14 protein-coding genes and 3 tRNA genes are annotated in these 15,334 nt (G+C 49.5%); 5 read left to right on the forward strand and 12 right to left on the reverse strand.

Annotated elements, in window-relative coordinates:
- The 7 genes from MED297_RS21800 to MED297_RS07040 all read right to left on the reverse strand — a co-directional run.
- The coding region (locus MED297_RS21800) for an LON peptidase substrate-binding domain-containing protein (protein WP_008043587.1) at window positions 1-1,357 on the reverse strand (1,357 nt) is incomplete at its 3' end.
- Between the two features lie 223 nt (window positions 1,358-1,580).
- Window positions 1,581-2,864, reverse strand: a complete 1,284-nt coding sequence (clpX, locus tag MED297_RS07015) for an ATP-dependent Clp protease ATP-binding subunit ClpX (protein ID WP_040556724.1) — start codon at window positions 2,862-2,864, stop codon at window positions 1,581-1,583.
- 115 nt (window positions 2,865-2,979) lie between these two features.
- Entirely contained in the window at window positions 2,980-3,609 is a 630-nt protein-coding gene (clpP, locus tag MED297_RS07020; RefSeq protein WP_008043591.1) for an ATP-dependent Clp endopeptidase proteolytic subunit ClpP, read from the reverse strand.
- Between the two features lie 112 nt (window positions 3,610-3,721).
- Window positions 3,722-5,035 (reverse strand): trigger factor, encoded by a 1,314-nt coding sequence (gene tig, locus MED297_RS07025; protein ID WP_008043593.1) that lies wholly within the window; start codon window positions 5,033-5,035, stop codon window positions 3,722-3,724.
- Window positions 5,036-5,197: 162 nt separating this feature from the next.
- Window positions 5,198-5,273, reverse strand: a tRNA-His gene (locus MED297_RS07030).
- Between the two features lie 18 nt (window positions 5,274-5,291).
- Window positions 5,292-5,368: transfer RNA gene (locus MED297_RS07035), tRNA-Arg, on the reverse strand.
- Window positions 5,369-5,479: 111 nt separating this feature from the next.
- A tRNA-Pro gene (locus tag MED297_RS07040) sits at window positions 5,480-5,556 on the reverse strand.
- A gap of 300 nt (window positions 5,557-5,856) precedes the next feature.
- Between MED297_RS07040 and folD the strand changes: the two genes are divergently transcribed.
- Genes folD through MED297_RS07055 form a run of 3 tightly spaced genes read left to right on the forward strand, consistent with a single transcriptional unit; the run spans window position 5,857 to window position 8,054 of the window.
- On the forward strand, window positions 5,857-6,771 hold the full coding sequence (gene folD, locus MED297_RS07045; protein ID WP_008043594.1) for a bifunctional methylenetetrahydrofolate dehydrogenase/methenyltetrahydrofolate cyclohydrolase FolD: 915 nt from the start codon (window positions 5,857-5,859) through the stop codon (window positions 6,769-6,771).
- Between the two features lie 17 nt (window positions 6,772-6,788).
- Window positions 6,789-7,286: a peptidylprolyl isomerase gene (locus tag MED297_RS07050; protein ID WP_008043595.1), complete on the forward strand. Its 498-nt coding sequence runs from the start codon at window positions 6,789-6,791 to the stop codon at window positions 7,284-7,286.
- Between the two features lie 3 nt (window positions 7,287-7,289).
- On the forward strand, window positions 7,290-8,054 hold the full coding sequence (locus tag MED297_RS07055; RefSeq protein ID WP_008043597.1) for a UDP-2,3-diacylglucosamine diphosphatase: 765 nt from the start codon (window positions 7,290-7,292) through the stop codon (window positions 8,052-8,054).
- Window positions 8,055-8,067: 13 nt separating this feature from the next.
- On the opposite strand, the gene MED297_RS07060 is transcribed toward MED297_RS07055, so the two are convergent.
- Window positions 8,068-8,694 carry a MiaE family protein gene (locus MED297_RS07060; protein WP_008043601.1) on the reverse strand — a complete coding sequence of 209 codons (627 nt, stop codon included), beginning with the start codon at window positions 8,692-8,694 and terminating at the stop codon, window positions 8,068-8,070.
- A 165-nt stretch (window positions 8,695-8,859) separates the two neighbouring features.
- Between MED297_RS07060 and trmA the strand changes: the two genes are divergently transcribed.
- Entirely contained in the window at window positions 8,860-9,948 is a 1,089-nt protein-coding gene (gene trmA / locus MED297_RS07065) for a tRNA (uridine(54)-C5)-methyltransferase TrmA (protein WP_008043604.1), read from the forward strand.
- A 5-nt stretch (window positions 9,949-9,953) separates the two neighbouring features.
- Here trmA and MED297_RS07070 read toward each other — a convergent pair whose 3' ends face one another.
- Window positions 9,954-10,376 carry a secondary thiamine-phosphate synthase enzyme YjbQ gene (locus MED297_RS07070; RefSeq protein ID WP_008043606.1) on the reverse strand — a complete coding sequence of 141 codons (423 nt, stop codon included), beginning with the start codon at window positions 10,374-10,376 and terminating at the stop codon, window positions 9,954-9,956.
- On the opposite strand from MED297_RS07070, the gene MED297_RS07075 reads away from it, so the two are divergent.
- Window positions 10,375-11,478, forward strand: a complete 1,104-nt coding sequence (locus tag MED297_RS07075; RefSeq protein WP_008043608.1) for a class I SAM-dependent methyltransferase — start codon at window positions 10,375-10,377, stop codon at window positions 11,476-11,478. The two genes, MED297_RS07070 and MED297_RS07075, sit on opposite strands and share 2 nt — an antisense overlap.
- 159 nt (window positions 11,479-11,637) lie before the next feature.
- Here the strand turns inward: MED297_RS07075 and MED297_RS07080 are convergent, their stop codons facing one another.
- The 3 genes from MED297_RS07080 to rlmKL form a co-directional block, all read right to left on the reverse strand.
- Window positions 11,638-12,507 (reverse strand): delta-class carbonic anhydrase, encoded by an 870-nt coding sequence (locus MED297_RS07080; RefSeq protein WP_008043611.1) that lies wholly within the window; start codon window positions 12,505-12,507, stop codon window positions 11,638-11,640.
- 260 nt (window positions 12,508-12,767) lie between these two features.
- Window positions 12,768-13,079, reverse strand: a complete 312-nt coding sequence (locus MED297_RS07085) for a putative quinol monooxygenase (protein ID WP_237613420.1) — start codon at window positions 13,077-13,079, stop codon at window positions 12,768-12,770.
- Entirely contained in the window at window positions 13,076-15,217 is a 2,142-nt protein-coding gene (gene rlmKL / locus MED297_RS07090; protein WP_008043615.1) for a bifunctional 23S rRNA (guanine(2069)-N(7))-methyltransferase RlmK/23S rRNA (guanine(2445)-N(2))-methyltransferase RlmL, read from the reverse strand. Before rlmKL ends, MED297_RS07085 begins: the two co-directional genes overlap by 4 nt.
- Window positions 15,218-15,334 lie beyond the last annotated feature (117 nt).

Below are 15,334 nucleotides of genomic sequence, written 5' to 3' on the forward strand. Positions count from 1 at the left end.
TTTGCTCTGGATCCAACACCTCGAGCAGTGCAGAAGCTGGATCACCGCGATGATCCATGCCCATTTTGTCGATTTCATCCAACAAAAACAGAGGGTTTTTTACACCGGCTTTACTCAGCTTTTGAACAATTTTACCCGGCATTGAGCCGATGTAGGTGCGACGATGGCCACGAATTTCAGACTCGTCCCGTACACCGCCTAAGGCCATTCGGACAAACTGTCGATTGGTCGCTTTCGCAATCGATTGACCCAGCGAAGTTTTACCGACCCCTGGAGGTCCAACCAAACACAAGACCGGGCCTTTAATTTTTTTGACGCGCTGTTGAACCGCCAAATATTCCAGAATGCGCTCTTTGACTTCATCCAACCCGTAATGATCAGACTCAAGAACAGACTTGGCTTTTTCCAAATCATGGCGCACTCGGGAGCGCTTCGACCACGGAACGCCAAGCATCCAATCGAGATAATTGCGCACAACAGATGCCTCAGCCGACATGGGAGACATCATCTTCAGTTTGTTAAGTTCAGCCGAAGCCTTTTCTTTGGCTTCTTTTGGCATCCCTGATTCTTCGATTTTCCGGGTCAGCTCTTCAACTTCACTGGCATTACTTTCATCAAGGTCACCCAGCTCTTTTTGGATCGCCTTAATTTGTTCATTCAGGTAATACTCGCGTTGAGACTTTTCCATCTGCTTTTTAACGCGACCACGAATTCGTTTTTCAACTTCCAGCAGATCGATTTCAGATTCGAGCAATGCCAGTAAGTGTTCGATACGCTCACGCTCAGCCGCGACTTCGAGCACTTTCTGCTTTTCTTCAACCTTCAACGAAAGATGAGACGCAATGGTGTCCGATAAACGGCCTGGCTCTTCAATGCTGTTAAGCGACGTCGTCACTTCAGATGGGACTTTTTTGCTCAACTGAACGTACTTGTCGAACTGTGACATCAGAATACGCACCAGCGATTCTTTTTCCCTGTCACTTAAAGGATTAGTGTTCAACAACTCGGCCTGACCACTGAGAAACTCGTCGGTCTCAATGATCGAATGCAGTGAAATTCGATCGATACCCTCGACCAGAACCTTTACAGTTCCATCAGGCAGTCGCAACAACTGCAGTACGGTTGCCAAGGTGCCAACGGTATAGAGATCTGAGCGATCTGGTTCATCGTCTTTGGCATTTTTCTGGGCAACCAAAAGAATTTTTTTGTCGTTATCCATCGCGTGCTGAAGCGCAGCAATCGACTTCTGACGACCGACAAACAGCGGGATTACCATATGTGGATAGACCACCACATCCCGCAGAGGCAGCAATGGAAGCTCCATTGTTGGGTTTTCGGTAACGTCTTGGCTCGACATGTAAACCTCAATTCACTGTTTTCGTAATCCAACAATGGTGACAATATGAAGGATATCAATAGCTTAGATGAAATAGGAGGCTGAAATTCCTGGCGGTCTTCAGCCTCCCGGGTCGGGATCACCGCATGCGTTCAATTTCAGTTTGACCCGCAAACCCTGAAACCGAACTGCTCGGCCTAAGGAGTCATCCGAAGACCGTTCGAAACGAAAAGATCGGATCTGATCAATCGTTAGACCCGTTTGCTGTTCGCTGATTATCTGAACTTTCATAGATCAGCAGAGGCTCTGACTCACCGCTAATCACGGATTCGTCTATCACCACTTTCGTGACATTGTCTTCAGACGGCACCCGATACATGGTGTCTAACAACACATTTTCGAGAATCGAACGCAATCCACGTGCACCGGTATTACGCTCCATTGCTTTATTGGCAACAGCCTTCAATGCACTCTCGCGAATATCCAACTCAACGGACTCCATTTCGAACAGTTTCTGATACTGCTTAACCAGAGAGTTCTTTGGAGTTGTAAGAATCTGTACCAAGGCTGCCTCGTCCAACTCAGTCAGAGTCGCTACAACCGGCAGGCGACCGATGAATTCAGGAATCAAGCCGTATTTCACCAGATCTTCAGGCTCTACATTGGCAATGACAGACCCCAGTTTCCGGTCATCTTTTTTCTTAACTTCGGCGTTGAAGCCAATACCACCTTTATCGGTGCGGTTCTGAATGACCTTTTCAAGACCGGCAAAGGCACCACCACAGATGAACAGGATATTAGCAGTATCTACCTGCAGGAACTCTTGCTGAGGATGCTTACGCCCACCTTGAGGCGGCACGGAAGCAACCGTGCCTTCAATCAGCTTAAGCAATGCCTGCTGCACCCCTTCTCCAGACACATCACGCGTGATGGAGGGGTTGTCTGACTTACGTGAAATTTTGTCAATTTCATCGATATAAACAATGCCGCGCTGCGCCTTGTCGACATCATAATCACACTTCTGCAGCAGTTTCTGAATGATGTTTTCAACATCCTCACCAACATAACCAGCTTCAGTCAGAGTTGTTGCATCGGCCATCGTAAATGGCACGTTCAACAGCCGAGCCATGGTTTCCGCCAGCAATGTTTTACCGCTACCGGTTGGGCCGATCAGCAGAATGTTTGACTTGCTCAACTCGACGTCAGAATTAGCTTCACCATATTGAAGACGCTTGTAGTGGTTATAAACCGCTACCGACAAGACCATTTTGGCGCGATCTTGTCCAATCACATACTCATCCAAGGTGGATCGGATTTCGGACGGCACGGGGAGTCGCGTACTTTCGCTCTTCGGCGCAGACTCCTGAAGCTCCTCCCGAATAATGTCATTACACAGATCAACGCATTCGTCGCAGATGAACACCGATGGCCCAGCAATTAACTTCCTGACCTCATGCTGGCTCTTGCCGCAGAAGGAGCAATAAAGCAACTTTCCATCATCGCCCTTTCTGGTTCTATCATCAGCCATCAAAATACTCCATTGCTGTATTACCTGATAAAGATGAAACCACCTTGCCGTAAAAGCAAGTTTTCACCCTATTATTTCGTGGGATTTTGTAATCTCTGTGATTAACGAATCATTATCAACGATTCGTGATTACCTGATCGACCAACCCATAGTCGACAGCCTGCTCTGCTGTCATGAAGTTATCACGATCCGTATCTCTCTCAACATCTTCCAGTGGTCGACCGGTGTGATGCGCCATTATCTCATTCAAACGGCGTTTCATTTCCAGAATTTCACGAGCATGAATTTCAATGTCAGTCGCCTGGCCCTGGTAACCACCGAGCGGCTGGTGAATCATCATTCGCGAATTAGGCAGACAATAACGCTTACCTTTAGCACCACCTGTTAGAAGTAGAGCCCCCATGCTGGCAGCTTGGCCGATACACATGGTTGACACATCCGGCTTGATAAACTGCATGGTATCGTAAATGGCCATACCGGCGGTCACGGAACCACCTGGTGAATTTATGTACAGATGGATATCTTTATCCGGGTTCTCACTTTCCAGAAACAGAAGCTGAGCCACTACCAGATTGGCCATATAGTCTTCGACCTGACCGACCAAAAAGATCACATTTTCTTTTAACAGTCTGGAATAGATATCAAACGACCGCTCACCACGTGACGTCTGCTCAACAACCATCGGAACCAGGCCGCCTGCATTGACAATATCACTCGCAAAACCCGTTTCGCGATTAGATGACATACTCCGACTCCTTGATATTTTTTAGTAAAAAAAAAGTTGGCCATCCTTTAAGAAGAGCCAACTTTCAGTGTAGTCGTTTTTACGAATACTGTTACAACAAGTTACTTAATAATCACCCTTGTTGAGAACCGTTCGACTTAATGGCTTCTTCGTAACTGACGACGGATTCAGCTACCTTTGAGTTTTCCAGAATATGGTCAATTGCAGCATTTTCAACTACAACGGCCTTAACCTGGTTCAACATTTCAGGATTGCTGTTGTAATAATCGATCACCTGTTGAGGATCTTGATACACAGAAGCCTGATCTTCAATATAAGCCTTCACAGCCGCGTCGTCAGCTTTGATTTCGGCCTTGTTGATCAACTCGTTCATAATCAGACCAACTTTTACACGACGCTGGGCCTGTTCTGTGAACAGCTCATCAGGCAATGAATGTGGGTCAATCTGAGCTTGATCACCAAACTGCTGAACCGCCTGGTGCTTCAACCGGTGAATCTCATCCTGAACCAATGCTGACGGCACATCGATTTCATTGACTTCAACCAGTTTGTCAATGACCGTGTTTTTCAGCTTGCCTTCCAGTGCAGTTCGGGCTTCACGCTCCATATTCTGGCGCACTTCCGTTTTGAAGGTTTCAAGGTCTTTACCCTCAGCACCAAAGGCTGCAAAAAACTCTTCATTCAGCTCAGGCAGCTCGGCTTCGGCCACTTCGTGTACCTTGATATCGAAAACCGCGGCTTTGCCAGCCAGATCTTCGTTGCCGTAATCTTCAGGGAAGGTCAATTCAACAGGCTTTTCATCGCCAGCTTTCAAGCCTTCAATGCCTGATTCAAAACCAGGAATCATCTGACCGGAACCCAGCGTAACCGACTGGCCTTCTGCACTACCACCGTCAAAAGCTTCTCCGTCAATCTTGCCGACGAAATCGATTTTAACGCGGTCGCCTTCTTTCGCTGCGCGCTCTACCTGAACGTAGTTGGCTCGCTGCTGACGCAGGTTGTCGAGCATCTTATCGACGTCTGCATCGGTAATTTCAGCTTTGGACTTTTCAAACTCAAAACCGTCAAAGCCGGCCAGCTCGACATCCGGAAAGACTTCAAACGTGGCAATAAACTCAACGTCTTCACCAGCTTTATCTTTGCTCAGTTCGATCTGAGGAGAACCGGCCGGTGTGATTTTTTCTGATGTCAGTGCCTGTGCGTAATGGTTGCGAACAACATCTTCGAGCACTTCGGCCCGGATGCTGTCACCAAAACGTTGCTTAACAACTGAAACAGGCACCTTACCAGGGCGAAAGCCATCAATTCGCACTCGTCGAGCCGTTTCCTTTAATTTTTGCGTAACAGCGTTGTCTACTTCAGCTGCTGGAACACCAACAGTCATGCGGCGCTCAAGACCTGTGGTTGTCTCGACAGAAACTTGCATGAGGCTTCCTCTTTAAATAGATGATCAATCACTAAATTTTTGGGGGCTGATACTCTAAGGACGGACCCCGCCAGAATCAAGCCCTACCCGTCTAAAATCGTCGCTTTACCCGCATACGAGCAAAAAAAAAGGCCGTTTCACAAAACGGCCTTTTTCGAAAACTGGGGTGGACGATGGGGATCGAACCCACGACCACCGGAATCACAATCCGGGGCTCTACCAACTGAGCTACGCCCACCAGAATTACGCTGAGATTTGGCACGCCCGGCAGGACTCGAACCTGCAACCACTCGCTTAGAAGGCGAGTGCTCTATCCGGTTGAGCTACGAGCGCTCTGCCCGTTCCTACCGGCCACCAAATCGACTTTTGGCCGAAGCTGACTTCAGACTTGATCCATAAACGAACCCAGCCTAACGCTTCACTTCCACCCCAACCCCGAAAGGTTGGTCGGAGCAGAGGGATTCGAACCCCCGACCCTCTGGTCCCAAACCAGATGCGCTACCAAGCTGCGCTATGCTCCGAATCGACTTGTGTCCGTCAACGTGGCGCGCATATTAATGGCGACTTTCTCACTCGTCAAACATTTTTTTAAAAAAATCTTAAAAATCAGGATGATAGGTGATTTTAAGACCGGTTTAAGTCACGCCAAACTACGTTCAGGCTATTTCAGTGATCTCCATTTCTGAACACTGCTACTTGCAAAGACGCTCCAACCGACAAACGGACTACCTTAAGAAGTAAACCAGCAACACGGCTCGGGTCCGAGTATATAAGAGAAAAAGTGATCTCCATCGCTGGCAAGTTGCTGTGCGGTGCCCACCATGCGAAAATCGCGCCCTTCTTATCAATCATCCCCGGTAGGTCACGACGTGTCAGCAAAAATCATCGATGGAAAAGCCATTGCTAACGAGCTTAAACAGAAAGTCGCTCAAGATGTCCAGGCTCTAGTTAACCAAGGACAACGCCCACCGGGACTGGCTGTCGTGCTGGTAGGGTCTGATTTCGCATCACAAAAGTACGTGGGCAGTAAGATCCGGTCTTGCGAGGAAGTCGGCTTTAAGTCGAAAAACTATGAACTACCGGCAGAAACCAAAGAAGCCGAACTGCTGGCATTGATTGATGAGTTGAATGACGATGCCTCTATCGACGGAATTCTGGTTCAGATGCCGCTGCCTGAGCACATCAACGCCGATACGGTGGTTGAACGAATCAAAGTTGATAAAGATGTCGATGGATTTCACCCATTTAACATCGGTCGACTCGCCCAGCGTCGCCCTTTGCTGGAGAGTTGCACACCTAAAGGCATCATGACACTGCTGCACCGAACGGGTGAAACCATACGCGGGAAAGACGCTGTCGTCGTTGGCGCTTCCAACCACGTTGGCCGCCCAATGGCCCTTGAGCTCTTGTTGGCCGGCTGCACCGTCATTACCACTCATCGATTCACTCAGGACTTAGAGCGCCATGTTCGTCACGCTGACATTGTTGTGGTTGCTGCCGGAAAGCCAGGCCTCGTTAAAGGTGAGTGGATTAAAAAAGGGGCAATCGTCATCGATGTGGGCATTAACCGTGATGACGACAACAAAATTGTCGGCGATGTTGAATTTGAAACCGCTCAACAACGGGCCAGTTGGATCACACCCGTTCCAGGTGGTGTGGGGCCTATGACTGTGGCAACCCTGATGGAAAACACGCTGATCGCAGCGAAACAACTACACTTGGGCATAACCAATTAAACCGGAAGGACAAACGAATGAAAGTATTACTGCAAACCTCCATGGGTGACATCACCTTAGAACTAAACGCGGAAAAGGCACCCAAAACCGCGGCCAACTTTAAATCTTATGTCGAGAAAGGCTTTTACGACGGTGTCATTTTTCACCGCGTCATCAATGGCTTTATGGTTCAAGGCGGCGGCTTTGAGCCCGGCATGATTCAGAAAGAAACCGACGCTCCTATTCCGAACGAAGCCAACAATGGCCTGAAAAACACGAAGTACAGCATCGCGATGGCGCGCACCATGGATCCCCATTCCGCCAGCGCGCAGTTTTTCATCAATGTGGCCGACAACAGCTTCCTGGATTTTAAATCCGAAACAGCCGATGGTTGGGGTTATGCGGTCTTTGGTGAAGTCATTGAAGGTCAGGATGTTGTTGATCGCATCAAGTCGGTACCTACAACCTTCCGCGCTGGACATCAGGATGTTCCGACTGAAGACGTTGTGATTGAAAAGGCCACCCTGGTCGACTGAATCATGACCAAAAACTATTCAAATGCGTTGTTTGTTTCAGATCTGCATTTGATGGAAGATCGCCCGGAATGCATCCGGGCTTTTTTTCAGTTTCTGAAGTGGATTCCAGAAGAGATCGAGGCGCTTTTTATTCTGGGCGATTTCTTCGAATACTGGGTCGGCGATGATGTTGACCTGCCTTACTCCACCGAAGTTGCGGACGCACTGGCCGAAACCTCCCGTCGGAAATCGATCACGATCTATTTTTTACCGGGCAACCGGGACTTTGCTATCGGGAAAGCCTATTGCGACCGTGCGCATATGATCTTGCTCGAGGCAGATGAAGTTCCGCTTATCATCGCAAAGCATCGAGTCCTGCTCAGTCATGGCGACCTGTACTGTACTGACGATAAGAAATACCTGATGTTTCGCCGCATCATTCGACACCCATGGGTATTAAAGATGCTCAGGTCGCTGAGTAAAAAGCGCCGCATTAAAATCGCGGAAACGCTCCGAGCGGCCTCTAAAAACAAGTATCAGCGTCATCCGATTCCAATTGATGTCACCCCGGAGGCAATAAAACAGACGCTGATTAAGAACAAGTGCGATATCCTCGTTCACGGACACACTCACCTGGCTGATATTCACCTGGATCTGCAAAACCAGGAAAACGCGCAGTCACCGCGCCGGATGGTCTTGGGCGACTGGCATCACTACGGCTGGTACGGAAAAATCGACCAAAACGGCCCAACTTTGCACCGCTTCACAGTCGACAACCCGGTATTCTGATGGCTCTGATTCGTCAGGCAACCGAAGGTACACCGCTGTGGAAGCGAAACTCGACATCGTCACTCTCTATCAACGCTTTTTCGGCGTCTAAAAACACCTGAACACGCTCATCAATCGGTTGATCGGCATAGAGTTCAGCCAATGTCAGATAATCCCGGAAGTGCCGCCCTTCACTCTTTAGCAGCGAATAATAAAATTTCGCCAGAGTTTCATCTAAATAAGGGATCAGACAGGCAAAGCGTTCACAGGAACGAGCTTCGACAATCGCACCGATGATGCATTTATCGATCAGCTGATTCGGCTCTTCCTTACGCACCAACTTGTGTAAACCAGCAGCGTATCGAGCCGCGGAGACAGGAATGTATTCTATGTTCCGCTCGTACATGATTTTGGTAACCTGATCGAAATGGACCAGCTCTTCTCTCGCCAGCTTGCTCATCTTAGCTAACAACTCGCGACGATCGATGTACTTATACATCATCGACATCGCCGTTGAAGCGGCTTTCTTTTCACAGTTTGCATGATCGATCAGCAACAATGGAACATTGTCCAGAGCCACATCGATCCAGCCCTGAGGAGTTGAGCACAGCAGGAAATGCCGGATATCGGTAAGAATGTCGTCTATCAGCTCGGTATCCATTAAAACTTAGCTCTCTGTTTTGAATAAAATTGCGCGGATTATAGGAAGTCGGCGGATAAAAACCACAGTACGCAAAGATTTCAATAAAGATAACGGTATAAAGTAGAGAATTCGTACCAGATTCCTACAATGCGCCCACTTCAACGAACACAGCACAGGTTTCACATGCCTTTTCCTTTTGCACCAGACCAATATGACCGTCAACTCGCCGACAAAACGGATCGGCTGAAAGTGCTGTTAGACGCATGGGACCACCCCGAACTCAACATTTTTTCGTCAACATCCGCGCATTACCGAATGCGGGCTGAGTTCCGATTCTGGCATGAGGGCGAACGCTCCTATTACGCGATGTTTCGCCCGGAAGATCGACGCACACCGGTTGAAGTCGTCGATTTTCCAGTCGCCACAGAGCTGTGCAACGACCTGATGACAAAGGTCCGGAATGCCGTACATGAAGACCCTGAACTACGAAACCGATTGTTCCAGGTCGAGTTTTTAACCACCCAATCGGGCGATGCCCTGATCACTCTGATCTATCATCGTCAACTGGACTCTAACTGGGAAGAACGTGCTCGCTATTGGCAAGAACAATGGGGTTATCCGGTTATTGGTCGTGCCCGAAAACTCAGACTGGTGCTGGATCGGGACTACGTCACCGAAACTCTGAGCATTCTCGGTCGAGACTTTCACTTTCACCAGTACGAAAACAGCTTCACTCAGCCGAATGCCGGCGTCTGCGAACAAATGATCCAATGGGCTGTTGAGCACAGTCAGGGCCGTGAGAGCGCCGATCTGTTGGAGCTGTATTGCGGTAACGGCAACTTCTCAATCCCACTGGCTCAGAACTTTCGACGGGTGTTGGGGACTGAAATCTCGCGTACTTCAGTCAAAAGCGCCCAGGAAAACATCGCATTAAACCAGGTAGACAATGTCAGTATTGCCAGAATGGCCAGTGAAGACCTGTCAAAAGCTTGGTTACACAATGAACCCAATCGCCGCTTTCGTGAGTTCCGCATCGATGACTACGACTTTGACACCATTCTGGTCGACCCGCCGCGCGCCGGTTTGGATGAAGACACCGTTGAATTGTTAAAAAAGTTTCGCAGGATTATCTACATTTCCTGCAACCCAGAGTCTATGGTCAAAAACATCGAAGCACTCAGAGGCCAGTACCGCATGACCGCGACGGCGTTGTTTGATCAGTTCCCTTATACGCACCATATGGAAGCCGGGGTTATATTGGAGCGGAATTGACGGGGTCAGCCATCGCCCATCAGTGTCGCTACAATTCGACGAGACCCGCCCCGGTTACGGTGTTCGCCGAGCACAATACCCTGCCAGGTGCCCAAGGCCAGCTGTCCATTGGACACTGGCAGTGTGAGCTGCACGCCCAGCAAGGCACTTTTGATATGCGCGGGTAAATCATCGGGTCCTTCGAATGTATGTTGATAATCCGGATGGTTTTCGGGTACCAGTTTGTTAAAAACGGTCTCCAGGTCCGTCCGCACCGTCGGGTCGGCGTTTTCATTCAAACTCAGAGATGCGGACGTATGTTGAAGCAGCAATGATAACTGCCCGGTTTTTATCTGGTTCAATGATGGTAACTGATGCACAATTTCGTCTGTCACCAAATGAAAGCCTCGCGACTTAGGCGTTAATTGAACTGTTTTCTGGAACCACATGACAAAACCTGCTGATCATTTGTTTCAATCATCATATCGTCTGCAACGCGTTCCTCAAGATCATCGCCTGCAAGCGTGGAACGCCGCCGATGAGTTGTTTCTGGAACGCTACAAACCGGATAGATCGCCAATACTGCTACTGAATGACGCTTTTGGGGCCCTTGCGGTTGCCCTGCATGATCAACCGGTGCAATGGTGGCATGCCTCGGCCATGGCACAGGAAGCCCTGCAGCTAAACTGTCAGGCAAATCGTGTCCGGCAGCCCAACATTCTAACCAGCCTGGCAACTGAGACCGAAGCGCACAACGTCGCCCTGCACATTCCAAAATCAATTAACTATTTTGCCTGGCAATTGGAGCAGTGCTGCCGACATTCAGCGCCTGATCGGACGATTTATGCCCTGGGAATGGTTAAGCACATCAGCGCGGGTCATATTGAGGTGATGAACCGGCTTTTTGAGGAAGTTAGCCCTGGTCGGGCAGAGAAAAAGGCCCGTGTTATCGAACTTTCAAAACCAAAACACATTCAAATATCAACTCAACGTCAATATCGCGTTCAGAACCCAAACCTTACTCTGCGGCACCTTCCAGGATGCTTTGCTGAGAACCGGCCGGATCCCGGCGCCCTCGTGTTTCTCAGTTATTATGAACATCTACCGGCCGCGGACAAGGTTCTGGATCTGGGTTGTGGAAACGGAATATTGGGATTGGCCTATTTTAAGGCTCATCCTGATGCTCAGGTTGTTTTGATCGATGAAAATGCTCAGGCACTGAAATCGGCTGAACAAAACTGGACATTAAACGACCTCCCCGGCAACGCAATCACTGTCCATTCCAATGGTTTAAATGCGCTCGCCGCTGACCAGCAATTTGACTTAATTCTTTGTAATCCGCCCTTTCATCAGGACAACACACTGACCGAAGGTATCGCCCAGAAACTGTTTGACGATGCCAAAAAGCACCTGTCTAAGGACGGTGAATTTTGGGTCGTCGCAAACCGGCACTTGTCGTATGCCACAGAACTTAAAAAACGCTTCAAAGATGTTCATTTAGTTTCCAAACATCCAAAGTTTGTGATCTGGAAATGCACATTGATGTCATAACCCTGAGCATCTGTAGCTAACAAATTTTGCTCATATACAGATAGAAAAAGTCGTCGCCCCCCAATCATCGACGCCCCTGTTTGACAACAGGGGCGTCCACTAAACCACTCAATAGTAAGAGCCGTTATTTATTCGGGATTCAATCATTGAACCAACATCTTATTGCGAATTCGGTGACAACAGTTCCGGGTTCACGACCAGGTTTCTTACCCCGTGAGCATGGTCTTCGTTAAACTCATTCCCTTCACACCAAGCCCCCACAGAAGCAATATTTACTTTTTCAACGCCAGGCCGGACATTCCAGGTCACCTGATAGGGCGATCCTTGTTCGTTGTATCCCGGCCCGGTCGTTGAGCCAGCATACTCAACCGGAGCTCCCGTATGGGAGGGAATAGAGGCGGCCTGATAGACGCCGTCTCTGACCTGAATCGTAGTGGTTTCTTCAAAGTCCAGGGCGTCAGAGTCATTCACCAACACAAAGACCTGTGCCTCAACACGTAACTGAGGGTTCTTCAGTGATTCACTCATACACGCATTCAATGTGGGACCCGGCTCTGTCTGCGCAGTGGTATGAACATAGTGCACTTCAATCGTGTCACCGGGGACGAGACTACCATGCTCACTTAAGCAAACCTCCTGCTTAACGGGCGACAACTCCGATTCTGACAACTCGCCAACGTATGTGTATCCGGACTCGTAACCATGTCCGTCGCCATTGCCAGCATACTCAGTGAACTCCCCTCCTTTGTGCTCAGCATTTTTATGAAAATGGATATTGCACAAGTTCATAGCGGTATAGGCCGGAGCCGGTGCAAAAGTAATAGTGTTATCGCCCAGGGGCTGGTCAATGTCGCGCGGTGATTGAGGTCCAAAGCCCTGTCCCATCGTATTCGCTGCAAGTTGCGCACGTTGAAGTTCAATAACGGAGTCTGCAACAGGATCGTGATCTTGTGACGCGTGCTCATTGCCCTGAACCATCCCAGCGGTTAACGCCAGGCTTGTGAAAGTGAAAAGTATTTCGGCTCTCATCCATTCAATCCTTTGGTGAAAGTTAGTTAAAAAGGGCCTGACATTATGAAAATTTTCGCGGGTACTACTGAGTACAGGGTCGAAAGTTTGTTACCGTTTTTGGTAAAGACGCAATGCAGAGAAAAGATGAAGAACGATGAGATCTGACTACAGGTTTCGGAAAAGAGGATTAAAACGGCTGGATGTTAACCTGAATGAATCAGCATAGCGTCCAGACTGACTAGCCCTAAGCCACCTGCTCATTTGCTGACTAGGGTTTGTTAGTCTTCCGATGGATGCTCGGTCACTTCATAGTACCGTTCAACGTCCACCGTCAGTCGACCCCAATCCGATAAACGAACGCGTTGCTGATGTGACTCGAAGGCCTGCCGGTCGATAAACTGCTCAGTGACATCAAACCGCGTAGGCCGATCTGTCTGTTGAGTCACGTTGAATGCCAAACACCCGGGTTCAGCCCGGGTGTTATGAACATGGTCAGGCAGCGCCTGTAAAACCTCATTGAGCAAATTTTCCGGTACATCGATGTATCCGGTCAGTTGGACGGTCGGCATGACAGTGCGCTTGTTGGTCATGCCGGCTTATGCCGAATTTCAAAGCAGCGATGTGGCCGCGACCGGGTAAAATCTTTTGGCACGGATTGTCCAGTCACATCTTGAACGGCATAGGCCTCATAGAGCCGATCATCAAGATAGAACTTGCGGTAATTATTGGAAAAAATCAGCACACCGTCCGGACTCAACAGTTTCATGGCGTGATCCACCAGAAACTCATGGTCGCGCTGGACATCCAACGTGTCTTTCATACGTGCTGAGTTACTGAAAGTCGGTGGATCCATAATGATAAGATCGAAGGTGTCCTTGGATTCACTCAGCCATTGAAGGCAATCGCTGTGAATAAAACGATGATTCGGACCAGCTTTTCCACCATTCAGTTGCAGGTTATCTTTCGCCCAAGCTAAATAAGTTTTGGACAGATCCACACTGGTTGTCGAAGCCGCCCCACCCGCATAAGCATGAGCCGTGAACGCGCCGGTGTAGCAAAAGAGATTCAGGACACGTTTGCCCCTGGCGGTTTCCTGAACTTTTTTCCGCATGTTCCGGTGATCCAGAAACAAGCCGGTATCCAGATAATCGTGCAGGTTCACCTTCAACGTCACACCGTATTCTGTGACCGTAAAGGACTCGTTTCGGGCATCATTTTTCTCGTATTGCCGAGTACCCTTTTGCCGTTCGCGACGTTTTACCGCGATTTTCGACACCGGTAACTCCATGACATCAGATAAAGCATCGACGGCTTGCAATAACCGTTGTTGGGCTTTGTGCTCCGGAACCGTTTTCGGCGGTGCGTACTCTTGCACGTGCAATGCCTGGCCATAGACATCAATCGCCAGCGCAAACTCCGGAATGTCGGCATCGTAAAGCCGATAGGCCTCCAGGTTTTCCCGATTAACCCACTTTTTCAGTTGCTTACGGTTTTTCAGCAACCGATTACGAAACGCTTCAACCTGCTCGTTATTGGCCGGTGCGGACGCTTTCTGAGCCTCATCGACGTGGAACTGGTAATAGGTCGTTTCGATCGGTCCATTAAACAGCCGACGTTTGTCATGGGGCTTAAAGCCAATCTCCCGGGCCAGAATGTCGTCAGATGTCAGCATCCCAAGCTCCCAACCATTGAGCTGTTCGCGTGCAATTTCCCCGATACGACGATAGGTGCGTAACAACGTAGGTTTATCACCTAAACGCTCACCATAGGGAGGGTTCGACACCCATAAACCGGGTGTTAATGCCCAGTGAGTCGGTAACGTCCACTCCGCCAGCGATCTGTGATAGCAGCGTGCCTGCTTTTCCAAGCCCAGCTTTTCCAGCGTTGCGTTCGCACTGGCGATGACGCCACCGTCGGCATCGTACCCTAACACCACTGGCATGGTTTCGCGGCCAGCCTCGCGTCGCTCTCGCGCCTCTCCTAACAACTCGCGCCAATCGTTCACCGAATGCTGTAACCAGCGCTCAAAGCCAAACTGTGTGCGTCCCAGGCCAGGTGCGTAATCAGCTGCAATCATGGCCGCTTCGGTCACTAACGTACCGGAGCCACACATCAAATCCAGAAAGGACTCACCACGTTTCGCTCGCGCCGGCCAGTCGGAGGCCAACAGAATGGCCGCGGCCAGGTTTTCTTTAATCGGCGCGGGCCCGGTGGCCTGACGATACCCCCGTCGATGCAGCGACTCACCTGTCAGTTCGATGCCAAGAAACAGCTTTTTACGGGCGACTTGCGCAAAAATGGTCAAATCGGGGTTTTGCGGGTCCACGTTCGGGCGCACACCATGACGTTCACGAATCTGATCGACGACCCAATCTTTCACCTTTTGCGCGCCAAACCGGGTATCGCGGATTTCCGGTAGCCGACCCGTGAATACCACTTTTAATGTGCCACTGGGGCGCAGATGCTCATCCCAGTTCACAGAGCTCACCAGCGCCTGCAGCGCGTCAAATGAGACCTCATGAGACTCACCTAAGGCCGCATAAACGCGGTTCGCCAGCCGACTCCACAGGCAGACTCGATAGGCATCTTTCAAAGAACCGGTAAACTCGACCCCTTTGTGCCAATCGCCAACTGACGCGTCGGTTAAGGTGGCGATTTCCTGTTTCAGTAGCCCATGCACACCCTGTGGGCAAGTCACCCAGAATCGAGTTGTTTGGTTGGCGGTCATTTTTAGACGAATTCTCTATAAAGTTTTCATGAAACGGTCACATTTACTTATATGTAAATTTACCGTCGTTTGATGATCAGCCTGGATGCACCGTATTCAGCGCATGCCAAGTCTTAT

The organism is Reinekea blandensis MED297, from assembly GCF_000153185.1.
Classification (GTDB): Bacteria; Pseudomonadota; Gammaproteobacteria; order Pseudomonadales; family Natronospirillaceae; genus Reinekea; species Reinekea blandensis.